This window comes from Pseudomonas frederiksbergensis (assembly GCF_003732665.1).
In the GTDB taxonomy this organism is placed as follows: domain Bacteria; phylum Pseudomonadota; class Gammaproteobacteria; order Pseudomonadales; family Pseudomonadaceae; genus Aquipseudomonas; species Aquipseudomonas frederiksbergensis_G.
This window is the reverse complement of the sequence record NZ_MOBP01000001.1, coordinates 363,064-379,024: the sequence shown is the minus strand read 5'-3', so window position 1 is coordinate 379,024 and position 15,961 is coordinate 363,064. Positions and strand designations below refer to the sequence as shown.

The window sequence follows — 15,961 nt, the reverse complement described above, 5'->3', positions numbered from 1 at the left end:
CACTTCATTAGTCGGGCAGGCGTTCAAACAGTGTGCCAGCGTGCGATGGCGCTGGCTATCGGCGAACGACCAGATACAAACCGACAATCATCATGATCCCGGCCGGCCAATGGCCGAGATCGCTCAACGGACCACCGGCCGCGAGTACCGCGCCACCGCCCAGGTGCGCGCAACCGAGCAGGCGCAGGAACCAGTCGTCCTTGCGCCGATGCCACGGCGGTGGCGGGTCGTAGGCGTGGGGCTGGGACATGCGTTCCAGCAGGTCGCGGGCCATGTTGGCCAGGTGCGGCAGTTGCTCGAACTGGCTCTGCACGTTGCCGAGCAAGGCTTTCGGGCTGACGCGCTCGCGCATCCAGCGTTCGAGGAACGGTTGGGCGGTGTTCCACAGATCCAGGTCCGGGTACAGCTGACGGCCCAAACCTTCGATGTTCAACAGGGTTTTTTGCAGTAAAACCAGCTGCGGCTGCACTTCCATGTTGAAGCGCCGAGCGGTCTGGAACAGGCGCATCAACACCTGGCCGAAGGAAATATCTTTTAACGGTTTTTCGAAAATCGGCTCGCAAACGGTACGAATCGCCGCTTCGAATTCGTTGAGCTTGGTTTCCGCCGGGACCCAGCCCGAATCGATGTGCAACTGCGCCACGCGCCGGTAATCGCGCTTGAAAAAGGCGAACAGGTTGCGCGCCAGATAATCCTGGTCTTCCGGGGTCAGGCTGCCGACGATGCCGCAGTCGATCGCAATGTACTGCGGGCTCCACGGGTTGACGGTGCTGACGAAAATGTTGCCCGGGTGCATGTCGGCGTGGAAGAAGCTGTCGCGGAACACCTGGGTGAAGAAGATTTCCACGCCCCGTTCGGCGAGCATTTTCATGTCGGTGCGCTGGTCGGCCAGGGTCGCCAGGTCGGTGACCTGAATCCCGTAGATCCGCTCCATCACCAGCACTTTCGGCCGGCACCAGTCCCAATAGACTTGCGGCACGTACAGCAGCTCCGAGCCTTCGAAGTTGCGCTTCAACTGGCTGGCGTTGGCCGCCTCGCGCAGCAGGTCGAGTTCGTCGTAGATGGTTTTTTCGTAATCCTGGACCACGTCCACCGGGTGCAGCAGACGTGCATCGGCCGAAAGTTTTTCAGCGGCACGGGCGAGGATGAACAGCCATGCCAGATCCTGGGCGATGATCGGCTTCAGGCCCGGGCGGATCACCTTCACCACCACTTCTTCGCCGGTTTTCAACTGCGCGGCATGCACCTGCGCCACCGAGGCCGAGGCCAGCGGTTCGACGTCGAAACGGCTGAAGACTTCGCTGATCTTTTTCCCGAGCTGCTCTTCGATCAGCTTGATCGACACTTGCGAGTCGAACGGCGGGACGCGGTCCTGCAGCTTCATCAGCTCATCGGCGATGTCTTCCGGCAACAGGTCGCGACGGGTGGACAGAATCTGCCCGAACTTGATGAAGATCGGCCCCAGGTCCTGCAATGCCAGGCGCAATCGCGCGCCACGGGTCAGGTCCAGGGTTTTGCGCGGGAACCAGCGCCACGGCAAGGCATAGCGCAGCGCCAGCAGAAACCAGGGCAGCGGCAAGGCGAACAGCAGGTCATCGAGGCGGTAGCGGATCACGACGCGCTGGATGCGCAACAAACGGCGGACGGCAAGCAGCTTCATGCGTTATCGCTTGGGTCGAGGGATCGGGAAAGGCGCTCGAAACGCGCCTCGAGACGTTCCAGATCGAGTTTGATCTGGTCCAGTTCACTGAAACGGGCTTCGGCTTCGCGCTGACCGACGAGGGTGCGCGATTCTTCGGCCAGGTATTCGCCCAGATTCTGGTTCAGGCTGGCGAACCCTTGCTGGTAAAAGCGTGCGCGGCTGCGCAGGTGACCGCCGACCAGTTGCGTGGCCAGCGGGCCGAGCCAGCGCGAGAGTTCGTACTCCCAGTCCAGCTCAAGGTCTTGCAGGATGGCCGCCAGTTCCAGCAGCACGCCGCTGTCACCGTCAAGCTCGACGTCCGGCCCATGCAGCACCGAGGTCTTGTCCTTGCTCAGGGCCAGTTTCAACAGGCTCGAGGCCGGTGCACGCAAGGTGCAGTCGGCGCCGGATTCCCATTGGGAGGCGAGCATCAGGCCTTCATCGCTGGGCAGGATGAACAATTGCAGCGCCGGGCTGCGGCAATCGACGGCAATCACCCGGCCGCTCAAATGTGCCAGGCGCGGCAGCGCGGTACTGTCGAGACGCAGCACCCGGTTCAGGCCGAGTTCGACGCTGGCGAGCAGGCCGGCCAGCAACATCAGGGCTTGATGCCGCGGTGCAGGGCGACGATGCCTGCGGTCATGTTGTGGTAGGTCACGCGGTCGAAACCGGCCTCGACCATCATCGACTTCAGGGTTTCCTGATTCGGGTGCATGCGGATCGATTCGGCCAGGTAGCGATAGCTTTCCGAGTCGTTGGTGATCAGCTTGCCCATCAGCGGCATGAAGGCGAACGAGTAGGCGTCGTAGGCTTTGGACATCAGCGCGTTGGTTGGCTTGGAGAACTCCAGCACCAGCAGGCGACCGCCGGGCTTGAGCACGCGCAGCATCGAACGCAGTGCGTCTTCTTTATGGGTGACGTTGCGCAGGCCGAAAGCGATGGTCACGCAGTCGAAGTGGTTGTCCGGGAACGGCAGTTTTTCCGCGTCAGCCTGAACGAATTCGACGTTGCCGGCCACACCGAGGTCCAGCAGGCGGTCGCGACCGACCTTGAGCATGGATTCGTTGATGTCGGCCAACACCACCTGGCCGGTCGGGCCGACGAGGTGCGAGAATTTCTTGGTCAGGTCGCCGGTGCCGCCGGCAATGTCCAGCACGCGGTTACCGGTGCGAACGCCCGACAGTTCGATCGCGAAACGCTTCCACAGACGGTGCATACCGCCCGACAGGAGGTCGTTCATCAAGTCGTACTTGGCGGCTACCGAGTGGAAAACCTCAGCGACTTTTTCCGCTTTTTGGCTTTCCGGAACGTTTTTGAAACCGAAGTGAGTGGTGGGTTCGGCATCGCTGCCTTTGCGCTGATCAGTCATATCGCTGTCACCAGAAGAGAATGCGGGACATTCTAATCCCGGTGGCCTGCTTTGTCTTGGCAAGGCTGAAGGTAAGATGTAGAACCGCCGGGACGTTTTGACGCAGCAGCGGTCAAGATGCTTCAGGAAAGTATCCATCAAGCAGGAGTCATTCGATGGCCCGAATTAGTGTTGAACGTGCCCACAGCCTGGGCAAGGAAGCGGCTCGCGAGAAGGCCGACCTGTTGGCGCAGAAACTGTCCGAGCAATATGGGCTGGAACCGTCGTGGTCCGGCGACACCCTGAACCTCAAGCGTTCGGGCGTGAAAGGTGCGGTGCTGGTAGGCGAGGATTCGATCAAGGTAGATGTCGAGCTGGGCCTGATGATGTCGGCCATGAGCGGCATGATCAAATCGGAAATCGAGAAGGCCCTCGACAAGGCCCTGGTGTAACCGGCATCGATTTGCGAATGCATTCCCTGTGGGAGCGGGCTTGCTCGCGAAGGCGGTGTTTCATTCAACGATGATGTTGACTGATCCACCGCTTTCGCGAGCAAGCCCGCTCCCACATTTGTGTGTGGTGTGGCCAAAGGTTTATGTCAGTTGTTAGGGTGCCGTTTCTAATTTTTCTCCCTACTTTGTGCATGAGCCCGACACTTTCGCGGGCAGTTCCTCAAACCTTCTGCGCGTGAGGTGCACCATGGCCAAAGTTATTTTGAAGAAAAAAATCGACGCATCGACTAACGCCCTGCAAGACGTCAGATCGTATGCCCGCAAGATCTGGCTGGCAGGCCTGGGTGCCTACACCAAGGTTGGAATCGAGGGCAGCGAGTACTTTCAAGAGTTGATCAAGGCTGGTCAAACTGTTGAAAAGAAAGGCAAAAAGGTAGTCGAGGCAAAACTCGAAGCGGCCAATGCCGAGATCGATGAAGCCAAGAGTGAAGTGAGTACTTTCAAAGGCAAGGTCGAAGTGCAACTCGACAAGGTCGAGAAGGCTTTTGACTCGCGTGTCGCAAGTGCCTTGAATCGTATCGGCATTCCGTCTAAACATGACGTTGAGACACTCTCTGCTAAGCTCGATGAGCTGACGGCATTGCTCGAACGTGTCGCGCGTAAATCTTAAGGAGAACGGGATGGCTGGTAAAAAGAATACTGAAAAAGAAGGCAGCTCGTGGATCGGGAAAGTCGAAGACTACTCCCGCAAAATCTGGCTGGCTGGTTTAGGCGTGTACTCGAAGATCGACACTGACGGCAGCAAACTCTTCGATACATTGGTTAAAGACGGCGAGAAAGCCGAGAAGCTCACCAAAAGCGCTGTTGGCAAAAAAGTCGACGCCGCCAAGGACTCCGCTTCCTCGGCCAAGTCGCGCATCAGCGGCGTGAAAGACCGCGCACTGGGCAAGTGGGATGAGCTGGAAGGGGCTTTCGACAAGCGCCTGAACAGCGCCATTTCGCGCCTCGGTGTACCGAGCCGCAACGAAGTCAAAGCGCTGCACAGCAAGGTCGATACCCTGACCAAGCAAATCGAAAAACTCACCGGTGCCAAGGTTGCGCCTGTTGCGGCGAAAACCGCAGCGGCCAAACCTGCTGCTAAAACTGCGGCCGCCAAACCGGCAGCCAAAACCGCCGCCAAGCCACTGGTGAAGGCCGCTGCCAAAGCAGTTGCCAAGCCTGCCGCTAAAGTCGCTGCCAAAACCGCTGCTGCTAAACCGGCCGCCAAGGCCGTTACCAAAGCAGCCGCCAAACCGGTCGCCGCCGCCAAGGCCGCAGCCAAACCTGCGGCTAAACCGGCTGCCAAAACCGCAGCGGCCAAACCTGCAGCCAAGCCAGCGGCAAAACCTGCAGTGAAGAAACCGGCAGCACCAAAAGCCGCCGCGCCAAAACCAGCAGTGGCTGCCGCCAAACCGGCAACCCCGGCCACCTCAGCGAATTCCGCTGCAGCGCCGACCCCTGCTGTGACCCCGACTGCCGCGCCAGCTCCATCGACGCCAACCAGTCAGTCCTGATGATCGTTCCCACGCTCTGCGTGGGAATGCCTCAACGGACGCTCCGCGTTCACTGCGGCAGTGACGCAGAGCGTCACCGGCTGCATTCCCACGCGGAGCATGGGAACGATCACGCCCGGCCTGCAAAGGTCGGGCGTTTTTTATGCGCGATTCCATGAACACCGCAGATCCCCTGTGGGAGCGGGCTTGCTCGCGAAAGCGGTGTGTCAGCCACCATAAATGTTGAATGACCCAGCGCATTCGCGAGCAAGCCCGCTCCCACATGTTTAATCGTGTTCTTCCAGGTATTGCAGGGCTAATTGCTCCGTCGCAGCCTTGATCGGCGGCAGCAAGTGCGGCGCCACCAGCATCATGATTTGGTACACCACCAACCTCACTTCACCCTCGCGATCCAGAATCCGCTGATAGTCCAGGGAAAACAGCAACGTCATGGTGATCTGTTCCACCAGTTGCCCCAACGCCTGGGTATCGCTGACTAACTGCCCTTGAGCCTTCAACCGTGCCAGCAATGACGCCAGCGTGCGCTTCAACGCATTGAGCAAATTGCGGATGCCCTTGGCCAGTTTCGGCAGGCGCCCGGCCAGGTTCGACAGGTCCTGGAACAGGAACCGATAGTGCGCCAGGCGCTCGACGATCAAGTGCAGGAACAGCCAGTAATCTTCGGGGTTCAGTTCAACATCAGGCGGCGGATCGAGCAGTGGCGCCAGTTCATTCTGGAAGCGGTCGAACAACCCCAGGATCAGCGGCTCCTTGCCGTGGAAGTGGTAGTAGAGGTTACCGGGGCTGATCCCCATTTCGTTGGCAACTTCCATGGTGGAAACGTTCGGTTCGCCCTTGTTATTGAACAACTGCAGGGCACATTCGAGGATCCGGTCGCGGGTTTTCATCCAGTCTTCTTAATGGTCGAGTCAGGCCACGGCCGGTGCCGGCCGTGGTGGGTTGAGCGTCAGCGCACGCGCACGTAAGTGCCGGGTGCGGCTTCCATCGGTGGATAGTTCTGGTTGCCGAGGGCCATGTGGGTTTCTTTTTGTGCGCCGGAGCGTTCCTGGATCCAGGCCAGCCATTGCGTCCACCAACTGCCGTCGGTTTGCTTGGCGTCGTAGTACCAGGCCCGTGGGTCGCTGCTCAGTTTCGGGCTTTCGATGAAGTTGGCTTTCGGGTTCGACGGCGGGTTGAGGATGCTCTGCACATGCCCGCTATTGGACAGCACAAAGCGCCGCTCGCCGCCCAGCAGCAGGGTCGAGCGATACACCGCATCCCACGGCGTGATGTGGTCGTTGATGCCACCCACGCTGAAGCTGTCGACCGTGACCTTCTGCAAATCGATCGGGGTGCCGCACACCTCAAGACCGCCCGGATGACTCAGCGGGTTGTGCTTGAAGAAGTCCAGCAAGTCGCCGTGGAACGCTGCGGGCAGGCGTGTGTTGTCGTTGTTCCAGTAGAGGATGTCGAACGCCGGTGGCTCCTTGCCCAGCAGGTAGTTGTTGACGAAGTAGCTCCAGATCAAATCGTTGGGGCGCATCCAGGCGAACACTTTGGCCATGTCGCGACCATCGAGCACGCCTTTCTGATAGGAGCGACGCTTGGCCGCCTCCAGGGTTTGTTCGTCGGCGAACAGGGTGGCGGGGCTGTCCATCTGGCTGTCGAGCAGGCTCACCAGGTAAGTCGCGCTCGATACACGGCGCAACTGCCGCTTGGCCTGTAGATGGCCCTGCAATGCGGCGATGGTCAGCCCGCCGGCGCAGGCGCCCATCAGGTTCACTTCCCGGGCGCCGGTAATTGCCCGGCAGACGTTCATCGCTTCTTCTACCGCTTCAACGTAGGTCGACAGCCCCCACTCGCGATGGCGCACATCCGGGTTGCGCCAACTGATCATGAAGGTTTGCAGGCCATTCTTCAGGGCGAACTGGACGAAGCTGTTGTGTGGGCTCAAGTCGAAAATGTAGTACTTGTTGATCTGCGGCGGCACTACCAGCAGCGGTTTTGAATACTGTTTTTCGCTCATCGGCTTGTACTGGATCAGCTCCAGCAGCTCGTTGCGAAACACCACGGAGCCGGTAGTGGTGGCGACGGTTTTGCCGACCTCGAAGGCTTGCTTGGTGACCTGCCGGGGCAAGCCATCGTTGTGCAGGAAGTCATCGATCAGGTGCCCGACCCCGCGCACCAGGCTGTGGCCGCCGGAGTTGAATATCTCCTTGATCGCCAGCGGATTGAGCAAGGTATTGGAGGGCGACACAGCGTCGTTGAGCAGGGCGAAAGCGAAGTGGGCGCGGGCGCGATCGTCCGGGTTCATGTTGCTTTCGTCGATCCAGCTTTTGACCTGCTTCTGCCAGCTCAGGTACGCCTGCAAACTGCGCCGGTAAAACGGGTTGAGGCTCCATGACGGGTCGGCAAAGCGACTGTCATGCGGGTTGGTCGGATGCAGGGTTTCCCCCAGCAGCACACGACCCAACTGGCCGCCCAGTTTCAGGGCGTGCCGGGCACTGTGCACCGGGTTGCGCAAACCGTGGGCGGCCACGCTGCGCAGGGTCGAAAACAGATCCCGACCGCGCAGGCCGGTAATCGCACTCTGTGCGTTGATGAACGCGGCGGGAGTGGGCAAAAACTCCCTCGCTGGCTTTTCGCGCATGAATCAACACTCCTTCGTCTTCAGGCCAAAAACAAACACACCGAACCAGAACACCATAGACGCTGTAACGGGTTGTTGCGCGGCGCGGCGTCCTGCCGCCCGATATAGGGCTGTTTAACCGCCCAATGGCGACGGTTGCGGATGCATGACCGCGCGCTGACGTTCTTCCTCGAGGAATTTCATGATGATCGGTGCCACCGCTTCGGCCCGGGTAATCAGGAACAGATGCCCGTCATCGATGATGTGCAACTGGGCGTTGGGAATGCGCCAGGCGAGCATGCGCATGTTGATCAGCGGGATCAGCGGATCGTCGTCGCCGGCCAGCACCAGGGTCGGCTGGTGGATCTTGTGCAACCAGTGAATGCTGGTCCAGCCGAGGCCGGCGAACAGTTGCCAGTAGTAACCGAGCTTGCCCGCCGAGCGCACCTTCGCCGCATGGCTGGCAGCCAGGGTCGGGTCGCGGCGGAACGAGCCGCCGTAAATCATCGGCGCAATGCGAATCACGTGGGACGGCTGAATGTAGCGGCGGGGACTGGCCATCATCCACAGCACTTTCGGTTTGCCCGGCACCATCACCGCACCGGCGGCGGTGGCGGCGAGCACCAGTTTCTTGCAGCGCTCGGGGTAGTCATAGGCGAATTGCTGCGCCAGGGCGCCGCCCCAGGACACGCCGATCACGTTGACTTGTCCGTAGTCGAGATAGTCGAGCATCCGTGCCGTGAGTTTCGCCAGCCCCGGAAAGCGATAGGGGCGGTTCGGCGTCGACGAGCCGCCGACCCCGGGAACGTCGAAGGCAATGACCTCCAGGTCCGGGTCCAGCGCCGCGACGAACGGAAACACCAGCTCCAGGTTGGCGCCGATGCCGTTGAAAATCAGCAAGGGCGTCAAGTGAGGCTTGCCGGGGCGTACCGCGGTGCGGAGGGTCTGGCCATCCAGGTCGACGGTACGAAAAATGAACGGTTGCGGCATGCTTCAGGCCCTGTGGGTTAATTCATCCCCGCCCCTCTGTAGGAGCGAAGCTTGCTCGCGAAAGCGGTCATTCATTCAACGTTAATGTCGACTGACCTGACGCTTTCGCGAGCAAGCTTCGCTCCTACAAGGTGGTGGGGTGTGTCAGTTACCGCTCATGTACGTAAGTGCCCGGCGCAGCTTCGCCGGCGGTGTAGGTTTTATTGCCCAGGACCGTCGGGGATTTCTTCAGCTTGCCCGAACGCTCGGCCTGCCAGGCCTGCCAATGCAACCACCAGGAATCGGTGTGCTTGGTGGAGTTCTCCTGCCAGTCCTCAGCCTTCAGCGGCATCTCGGTGCTGGTCATGTAACGTGACTTCGGATTACCTGGCGGATTCAGAATGCTTTGGATATGCCCGCTGCTGGACAGCACGAACTCGACGTTGCCGCCAAACAATTGCGCCGACTTGTAGCAAGACTTCCACGGCGTGATGTGATCGTTGGTGCCGGCCAGGGAAAAGATATCGGCGGTGACCTGCTTGAGGTCGATTGCGGTGCCGCACACTTCCAGGGCGTTAGGGCGAATCAGCGGATTGCTCTTGAACATCTCGATCAGGTCGCCGTGGAACGCGGCCGGCAAGCGGGTGGTGTCGTTGTTCCAGAACAGAATGTCGAACACCGGCGGCTCGTTGCCCAACAGGTAGTTGTTGACCCAGTAGTTCCAGATCAGGTCGTTGGGGCGCATCCACGCGAAGACCTTGGCCATGTCGCGACCTTCCAGCACGCCGGCCTGATACGAATGGCGCTTGGCGGCTTCGAGGGTCTGCTCGTCGACGAACAGGGCCACGTCGCTGTCCAGGGTGGTGTCCAGCACGCTCACCAGCAGGGTCAGGGCGTTGACCTTCTTCTCGCCGATCGCCGCATAGTGGCCCAGCAGGGCGGTGCAAGTGATGCCGCCGGAGCAGGCGCCGAGCATGTTCACGTCTTTGCTGCCGGTGATCGCCATCACCACGTCGACCGCTTCCTTGAGCGCCTCGATGTAAGTGGACAGGCCCCACTCGCGCTGTTCCTTGGTCGGGTTGCGCCAACTGACGATGAAGGTCTGCACATTGTTGCGCAGGCAGAAGCGCGCCAGGCTCTTGTCCGGGCTCAAGTCGAATACGTAGAACTTGTTGATCTGCGGCGGGACTACCAGCAATGGGCGCTCGTGCACCTGCTCGGTGATCGGCCGGTACTGGATCAGCTCCAGCACGTCGTTGCGAAATACCACTGCACCTTCGGTCACGCCCAGGCTCTTGCCGACTTCGAACGCGCCCATGTTGACCTGGCTCGGCATGCCGCCGTTGTGCACGATGTCCTTGGCCAAATGGGAGAGGCCGTCCAGCAGGCTCTTGCCGCCGGTTTCGAAGAAGCGCTTGACCGCCGCGGGGTTGGCCGCACTGTTGGTCGGGGCCATGGCTTCGGTCATGAGGTTGATCACGAAGTGCCCGCGGGCGACGTCCTTGGGTGACAGGCTGCTGTCGTCGATCCAGTCGTGGAGTTCCTTGCGCCACGCCAGGTAGGTTTGCAGATAACGTTTGTAGAGCGGGTTCTGGCTCCAGGCCGGATCGTTGAAACGACGATCATCGCCCGGCGGTTGCAGTTCGGATTTGCCGAACAGCACGTTCTTGAGTTCGAGGCCGAAATGAGCGACATGCTTGACGCTGTGAATCGGTTGTTTGATGGCCTGCCTGAGCACCATCCGAGCAGAAGCCAGTAGATCTTTACCACGCAGCCCAACAACAGGATTAAGCCCCAGGGTGTTTTCCGAGGCTTGATACTTCAGGTCATCGTTGTTCTTGTTACTCATCTACGACGCTCCATTGTCCTGAGACGAGTACCCGGGGCCAGCCGTGTAGTCACACAACCAATACCAGGTACTGCTGCTCGGGTGACCGTTAATACTGCATCGCTGCTTTTTCAACACAACGAGCACTGCAGGGAACTTGCCAGTTCCATTGGTTACCCGAGTTTAATTTTTTTCGCAAGCGGGCCGATCCTCGACGCCGCAGCGGAGCATTCAAACAGATGAAATTAGAAAATGCCCTCTAAAGAGCAAGAGGCCTGACCTAGAGCATCAGCTTGACGATGGACTGGCTCGGGTCGCGGGTTTTGCCGGCCGCTTTAAGCTCGGCAAGATAATCGTTCCAGAGGTCTTCCTGGCGCACCGCCAACTGGTACAGATATTCCCAGGTGAACAGGCCGCTGTCGTGGCCGTCATCGAAGGTCAATTTCAGTGCGTACTGACCGGCCGGTTCTACTTTGCTCAAGCCGACGGCGATCTTGCCAAATTGCAGGATAGGTTTGCCGTGGCCCTGGACCTCGGCGGAAGGAGAGTGCACGCGCAGGAACTCGGCGGGCAGGTGAAATTCCTCGCCGGACGCGTATTTCAGCGACAGGGTTTTCGAGGCTTTGTGCAGCTTGATGTCGGTGGGGAGTTGGGTCATGACCTGGAGTCCGTCTGTGTGGGAGACCTCGGTTCAAATGTGGGAGCGGGCTTGCTCGCGAAGGGGTCATAACATTCAACATCAATGTTGAATGTCAGACCGCTTTCGCGAGCAAGCCCGCTCCCACAGGGTCCGCCATGTAAGTATGGCTTACAGGATATAACGGGACAGGTCTTCGTTCTGCGCCAATTCGCCCAGGTGGCTGTTGACGTACTCGGCGTCGATCAGGATCACCTTGTCATCGTGGGCGCTGGCCAGGTCGCCGGCGCTGAATGACACTTCTTCCAGTAGACGCTCAAGCAGCGTGTGCAGGCGACGGGCACCGATGTTCTCGGTTTTCTCGTTGACCTGCCAGGCGATCTCGGCGATGCGCTTGATCCCGTCCGGCTGGAACTCGATGGTCAAACCTTCGGTTTTCAGCAAGGCGCAATACTGCTCGGTGAGCGATGCGTGCGGTTCGCTGAGAATGCGCTCGAAGTCTTCCGGGGTCAGCGCCTTCAGTTCAACGCGGATCGGCAGACGACCTTGCAGCTCAGGCACCAGGTCGCTCGGCTTGCTCAAATGGAACGCACCGGAAGCGATAAACAGGATGTGGTCAGTCTTGACCATGCCCAGTTTGGTGTTGACGGTGCAGCCCTCGATCAGCGGCAGCAAGTCACGCTGCACGCCTTCGCGGGACACATCGACGCCACCGGAATTGCCGCGTTTGGCGACCTTGTCGATTTCGTCGATGAACACGATGCCGTGTTGCTCGACCGCTTCCAGGGCCTTGGCCTTCAACTCTTCGTCGTTGACCAGGCGCCCGGCTTCTTCGTCGCGCACCAGTTTCAGTGCTTCCTTGACCTTGAGCTTGCGACTTTTCTTTTTGCCCTTGCCCATGTTGGCGAACAGGCTTTGCAACTGATTGGTCATCTCTTCCATGCCCGGCGGCGCGGAGATATCGACGCCCGCCATTTCGGCGACTTCGATTTCGATCTCCTTGTCATCCAGCTGACCTTCGCGCAGGCGCTTGCGGAACAGTTGGCGGGTGTTGGAATCGGTCGGCGATCCGGCGTCTTCGTTGCTGAAACCCATGCGTGCCGGTGGCAGCAGGGCGTCGAGGATGCGATCTTCGGCGGCGTCTTCGGCGCGGTGGCGAACCTTGGTCATTTCCTGTTCGCGTAGCAACTTGATCGCGGCGTCGGCGAGGTCACGAATGATCGACTCGACGTCACGGCCGACATAGCCGACTTCGGTGAACTTGGTCGCTTCGACCTTGATGAACGGCGCGTTGGCCAGTTTGGCCAGGCGACGGGCGATCTCGGTTTTACCGACACCGGTCGGGCCGATCATCAGAATATTCTTTGGTGTTACTTCAACACGCAGCTCTTCCGGCAGTTGCATCCGGCGCCAGCGGTTACGCAGCGCGATGGCGACGGCGCGCTTGGCATCGTCCTGGCCGATGATATGGCGATTGAGTTCGTGGACGATTTCACGGGGAGTCATGGACATAGTAATTGGCGGTCCTCTGGCAAAAGTGAGCCGTGGCACTAAGGCCTAAACAGGCTTACTCGGCGAGGTCCTGCTCCTCAATGGTGAAGGTGTGGTTGGTGAATACACAGATGTCGCCGGCGATGCCGAGCGCGGTTTCGACGATTTCCCGTGCCGACAGGTCGGTTTTCTTCAACAGTGCGCTGGCTGCCGCTTGAGCGTAGCCGCCACCGGAACCCATGGCGATCAGGCCTTCTTCGGGCTCAACCACGTCACCGTTGCCAGTGATGATCAGGGAAGCGTCTTTGTTGGCGACCGCGAGCATGGCTTCGAGGCGGCTGAGGGAGCGGTCGGTGCGCCATTCTTTGGCGAGTTCTACGGCGGCGCGAACCAGGTGACCCTGATGTTTCTCAAGCTGGCCTTCGAAACGCTCGAACAGGGTGAAGGCGTCAGCGGTGGCCCCGGCAAAACCGGCGATGACCTGGCCGTGGTACAGGCGACGAACTTTCTTCGCGTTGCCTTTCATCACGGTATTGCCGAGCGAAACCTGGCCGTCGCCGCCCATGACGACTTTGCCGTGGCGGCGAACTGAAACGATGGTGGTCAAGGGAGAGTCTCCACGCAGCGGGGCGAAAATGCCTTATGCCAACTCATATGGGGGTGGTGGAGATTTTTTCAACTGTAGGCAGCGGCGGGGGACGAGCGGTGTTAAGCGGGGGAGGGTGTGTTGTTTGTTCTGGCGCCTTCGCGGGCAAGCCTCGCTCCTACAGGTTTATGTCGTTCGCATATACGGCGAACGGCGCATTTCCTGTAGGAGCGAGGCTTGCCCGCGAAGAACGATCACGCGGTACTGCTGACGAAATCAGCGGCTCTGGCGTTGTTGTAACAACAGGTTGCTGAAACCGCTGCCGGCCAGTTGTTTCTGGGCGGTGGTCAGTTGTTCGCGGTTGCTGAACGGCCCGACCAATACGCGATACCAGGTCTCGTCCTTGACCATGCCGGACTCAACCGCCACGGCTTGGCCGAGCAGGATAATCTGCGCCCGCACTTTGTCGGCATCAGCCTCTTTGCGGAATGAACCGGCCTGCAGGAAGAACTTGGTCACCGGTGCCGCTTTCGAGACCGGAGGCGGCGGTGGCGGAGTGATCCCGGCCAGCGCGGCCTGGGCCCGTGCGGTGTCGATCTTCGCCGCTTGCTCTGGCGTCACCGGGGTAGTCGGCACCGTCGGCACTTGTGGCGTCGGCAGGGTTTTCTCCGGCACCGCGTCCGGCGGCACGATCACTTCCGATTCCGGCAGCAAGGTATAGAAGTCGTACTTCGGCTTCACCGGTTGCGTCGGGCTCGGCGGGGTCTTGTTGGCCTCGGCGATCTTGCTGGCTTTCTGCTGCTCGATCTTCTCGCGCTTGACGCTTTCGCTGCCCTTGCCCGGCTCCAGCTTCATCAGGAACACGATGAACGCGCCGACCGTCAGGCCGATGGCCATCCACAGCCAGCCCGGGATCGGCTGCTTGGCAGGAGCGGTGTAACGACTGGCGCCACGCTTGGGTGCAGGTTTTTTCTTGGCAGCCAACTTACATACGCTCCAGAGTTTCCAGACCCAAGAGTTCCAGGCCTTGCTTGAGTGTGCGGCCGGTCAGCGCGGCGAGGCGCAGACGGCTCTGCATTTGCGCCGGGGTGTCGGCGCTGAGGATCGGGCAGTTCTCATAGAAGCTGGAGAACAGGCCGGCGACATCGTACAGGTAGGTGCAAAGGATGTGCGGCGTCCCTTTGTCGGAAACGTTGTTCAGCACTTCGCCGAACTGCGCCAGTTTGGCCGCCAGTTCGTGTTCGTGCGGTGCTTCGAGAACGATCTGGCCTTCGACTTCGCTGAAGTCCTTGCCGAGCTTGCGGAACACGCCGGCCACGCGGGTGTAGGCGTACAGCAGGTACGGCGCGGTGTTGCCTTCGAAGTTGAGCATCAGGTCGAAGTTGAAGCTGTAGTCGCTGGTGCGATGCTTGGACAGGTCGGCGTATTTCACCGCGCCAATGCCCACGACCTTGGCGATGTTGCGCAGATCGTCTTCGGCCAGCTCCGGGTTCTTCTCTTTGACCAGGGTGTAGGCGCGGTCTTTGGCTTCGTTCAGCAGATCCACCAGCTTCACGGTGCCGCCGTCACGGGTCTTGAATGGACGGCCATCGGCGCCGTTCATGGTGCCGAAGCCCATGTGTTCCATTTCCATCGGGTGCGTCACGAAACCGGCCAAACGGGCGACCTGGAACACTTGCTGGAAGTGCAGGGCCTGACGCTGGTCGACGAAGTACAGCGCACGATCAGCCTTCAGCTTGCCGCTGCGATAACGCACGGCCGCCAAGTCGGTGGTGGCGTAGAGGTAGCCGCCGTCGGCCTTGACGATGATCACCGGCAGCGGATCGCCGTCGGCGTTCTTGAATTCGTCGAGGAACACGCACTGGGCGCCGTTGCTCTCGACCAGCAGGCCGGCGGCCTTTAGGTCGTTGACCACGTTGATCAGGTCGTCGTTGTAGGCACTTTCGCCCATCACGTCGGCCATGGTCAGTTTCACGTTCAGTTGTTCGTAGATTGCCTGGCAGTGGGACAGCGAGATGTCGCGGAAGCGCGTCCACAGCGCCAGGCACTCGGCGTCGCCGGCCTGCAACTTGACCACCAGGCCCCGGGCACGGTCGGCGAATTCTTCGGATTCGTCGAAGCGTTGCTTGGCGGCGCGGTAGAAGTTTTCCAGGTCCGACAGCTCCTCACTGGTGATCGGGTTTTCTTGCAGATACGCCATCAGCATGCCGAACTGGGTGCCCCAGTCGCCGACGTGGTTCTGACGGATCACGGTGTCGCCGAGGAACTCCAGCACCCGGGCCACGCCGTCGCCAATGATGGTCGAGCGCAAGTGGCCGACGTGCATCTCTTTGGCCAGGTTCGGTGCCGACAGGTCAACCACGGTGCGCTGCACCGGACCGGACTTGCGCACGCCGACGTGCTGGTCGGCCAAAGCGGCGTCCAGGCGCGAGGCCAGGGCGTCGGTGTTCTGGAAGAAGTTCAGAAATCCCGGGCCGGCGATTTCGGTCTTGGTGACGTTTTCGTCGGCGGGCAGGGCGGCGATGATTTTTTCCGCCAGGTCGCGGGGCTTCATGCCTGCCGGTTTGGCCAGCATCATGGCGATGTTGCTGGCGAAGTCGCCGTTTTTCTTGTCCCGGGAGTTTTCCACCTGGATCGCCGGCGACAGGCCTTCAGGCAACACACCTTCGTTGACGAGTTGGGTGATGGCTTGTTGGATCAGCTGGCGAATGGTGTCTTTCATGGTGTTCTCTTTCGACCGCAAGCGCGGCGGCGCCTGGATGCGCTAGTGGAAAAACTGGGCATTATCCGTGGCATGGACGTGCTTGC

15 protein-coding genes are annotated in these 15,961 nt (G+C 60.2%); 3 read left to right on the top strand and 12 right to left on the bottom strand.

What is annotated here, in order from left to right:
* Positions 1–55: 55 nt before the first annotated feature.
* The 3 genes from ubiB to ubiE are packed head-to-tail and all read right to left on the bottom strand — an operon-like array spanning position 56 to position 3,050.
* On the bottom strand, positions 56–1,660 hold the full coding sequence (gene ubiB, locus BK665_RS01705; protein WP_123402560.1) for a ubiquinone biosynthesis regulatory protein kinase UbiB: 1,605 nt from the start codon (positions 1,658–1,660) through the stop codon (positions 56–58).
* Positions 1,657–2,280 (bottom strand): ubiquinone biosynthesis accessory factor UbiJ, encoded by a 624-nt coding sequence (locus BK665_RS01700; RefSeq protein WP_123402559.1) that lies wholly within the window; start codon positions 2,278–2,280, stop codon positions 1,657–1,659. Before BK665_RS01700 ends, ubiB begins: the two co-directional genes overlap by 4 nt.
* Complete coding sequence (ubiE, locus tag BK665_RS01695) at positions 2,280–3,050, bottom strand: bifunctional demethylmenaquinone methyltransferase/2-methoxy-6-polyprenyl-1,4-benzoquinol methylase UbiE (RefSeq protein WP_007948968.1); 771 nt, start codon at positions 3,048–3,050, stop codon at positions 2,280–2,282. The genes BK665_RS01700 and ubiE overlap by 1 nt, the downstream gene beginning before the upstream one ends.
* Before the next feature lie 155 nt (positions 3,051–3,205).
* Between ubiE and BK665_RS01690 the strand changes: the two genes are divergently transcribed.
* From BK665_RS01690 to BK665_RS01680, 3 genes are all read left to right on the top strand, one after another.
* The gene (locus BK665_RS01690; protein ID WP_123402558.1) at positions 3,206–3,481 is read left to right on the top strand and encodes a polyhydroxyalkanoic acid system family protein; all 276 of its coding nucleotides are present in this window, start codon (positions 3,206–3,208) and stop codon (positions 3,479–3,481) included.
* 247 nt (positions 3,482–3,728) lie between these two features.
* Positions 3,729–4,151 carry a phasin family protein gene (locus BK665_RS01685; RefSeq protein ID WP_123402557.1) on the top strand — a complete coding sequence of 141 codons (423 nt, stop codon included), beginning with the start codon at positions 3,729–3,731 and terminating at the stop codon, positions 4,149–4,151.
* Between the two features lie 10 nt (positions 4,152–4,161).
* Entirely contained in the window at positions 4,162–5,034 is an 873-nt protein-coding gene (locus BK665_RS01680; protein WP_123402556.1) for a phasin family protein, read from the top strand.
* A 266-nt stretch (positions 5,035–5,300) separates the two neighbouring features.
* Here BK665_RS01680 and BK665_RS01675 read toward each other — a convergent pair whose 3' ends face one another.
* From BK665_RS01675 to argS, 9 genes are all read right to left on the bottom strand, one after another.
* Positions 5,301–5,921: a TetR/AcrR family transcriptional regulator gene (locus BK665_RS01675; RefSeq protein WP_123402555.1), complete on the bottom strand. Its 621-nt coding sequence runs from the start codon at positions 5,919–5,921 to the stop codon at positions 5,301–5,303.
* Positions 5,922–5,980: 59 nt separating this feature from the next.
* Entirely contained in the window at positions 5,981–7,663 is a 1,683-nt protein-coding gene (gene phaC / locus BK665_RS01670) for a class II poly(R)-hydroxyalkanoic acid synthase (RefSeq protein ID WP_123402554.1), read from the bottom strand.
* A 114-nt stretch (positions 7,664–7,777) separates the two neighbouring features.
* Positions 7,778–8,632, bottom strand: coding sequence for a poly(3-hydroxyalkanoate) depolymerase (gene phaZ, locus BK665_RS01665; protein WP_123402553.1), 855 nt, complete (start codon positions 8,630–8,632; stop codon positions 7,778–7,780).
* A gap of 148 nt (positions 8,633–8,780) precedes the next feature.
* Entirely contained in the window at positions 8,781–10,460 is a 1,680-nt protein-coding gene (gene phaC, locus BK665_RS01660) for a class II poly(R)-hydroxyalkanoic acid synthase (RefSeq protein ID WP_123402552.1), read from the bottom strand.
* Positions 10,461–10,719: 259 nt separating this feature from the next.
* On the bottom strand, positions 10,720–11,097 hold the full coding sequence (locus tag BK665_RS01655; RefSeq protein WP_092274514.1) for a gamma-butyrobetaine hydroxylase family protein: 378 nt from the start codon (positions 11,095–11,097) through the stop codon (positions 10,720–10,722).
* Positions 11,098–11,247: 150 nt separating this feature from the next.
* The gene (gene hslU, locus BK665_RS01645) at positions 11,248–12,588 is read right to left on the bottom strand and encodes an ATP-dependent protease ATPase subunit HslU (RefSeq protein ID WP_123402551.1); all 1,341 of its coding nucleotides are present in this window, start codon (positions 12,586–12,588) and stop codon (positions 11,248–11,250) included.
* Between the two features lie 55 nt (positions 12,589–12,643).
* Positions 12,644–13,174, bottom strand: coding sequence for an ATP-dependent protease subunit HslV (hslV, locus tag BK665_RS01640; protein WP_007899242.1), 531 nt, complete (start codon positions 13,172–13,174; stop codon positions 12,644–12,646).
* 255 nt (positions 13,175–13,429) lie between these two features.
* Positions 13,430–14,137, bottom strand: coding sequence for an SPOR domain-containing protein (locus BK665_RS01635; RefSeq protein ID WP_123402550.1), 708 nt, complete (start codon positions 14,135–14,137; stop codon positions 13,430–13,432).
* 1 nt (position 14,138) lies between these two features.
* A complete protein-coding gene (gene argS / locus BK665_RS01630; protein WP_123402549.1) occupies positions 14,139–15,875 on the bottom strand; it encodes an arginine--tRNA ligase in 1,737 nt (578 codons plus the stop codon).
* Positions 15,876–15,961 lie beyond the last annotated feature (86 nt).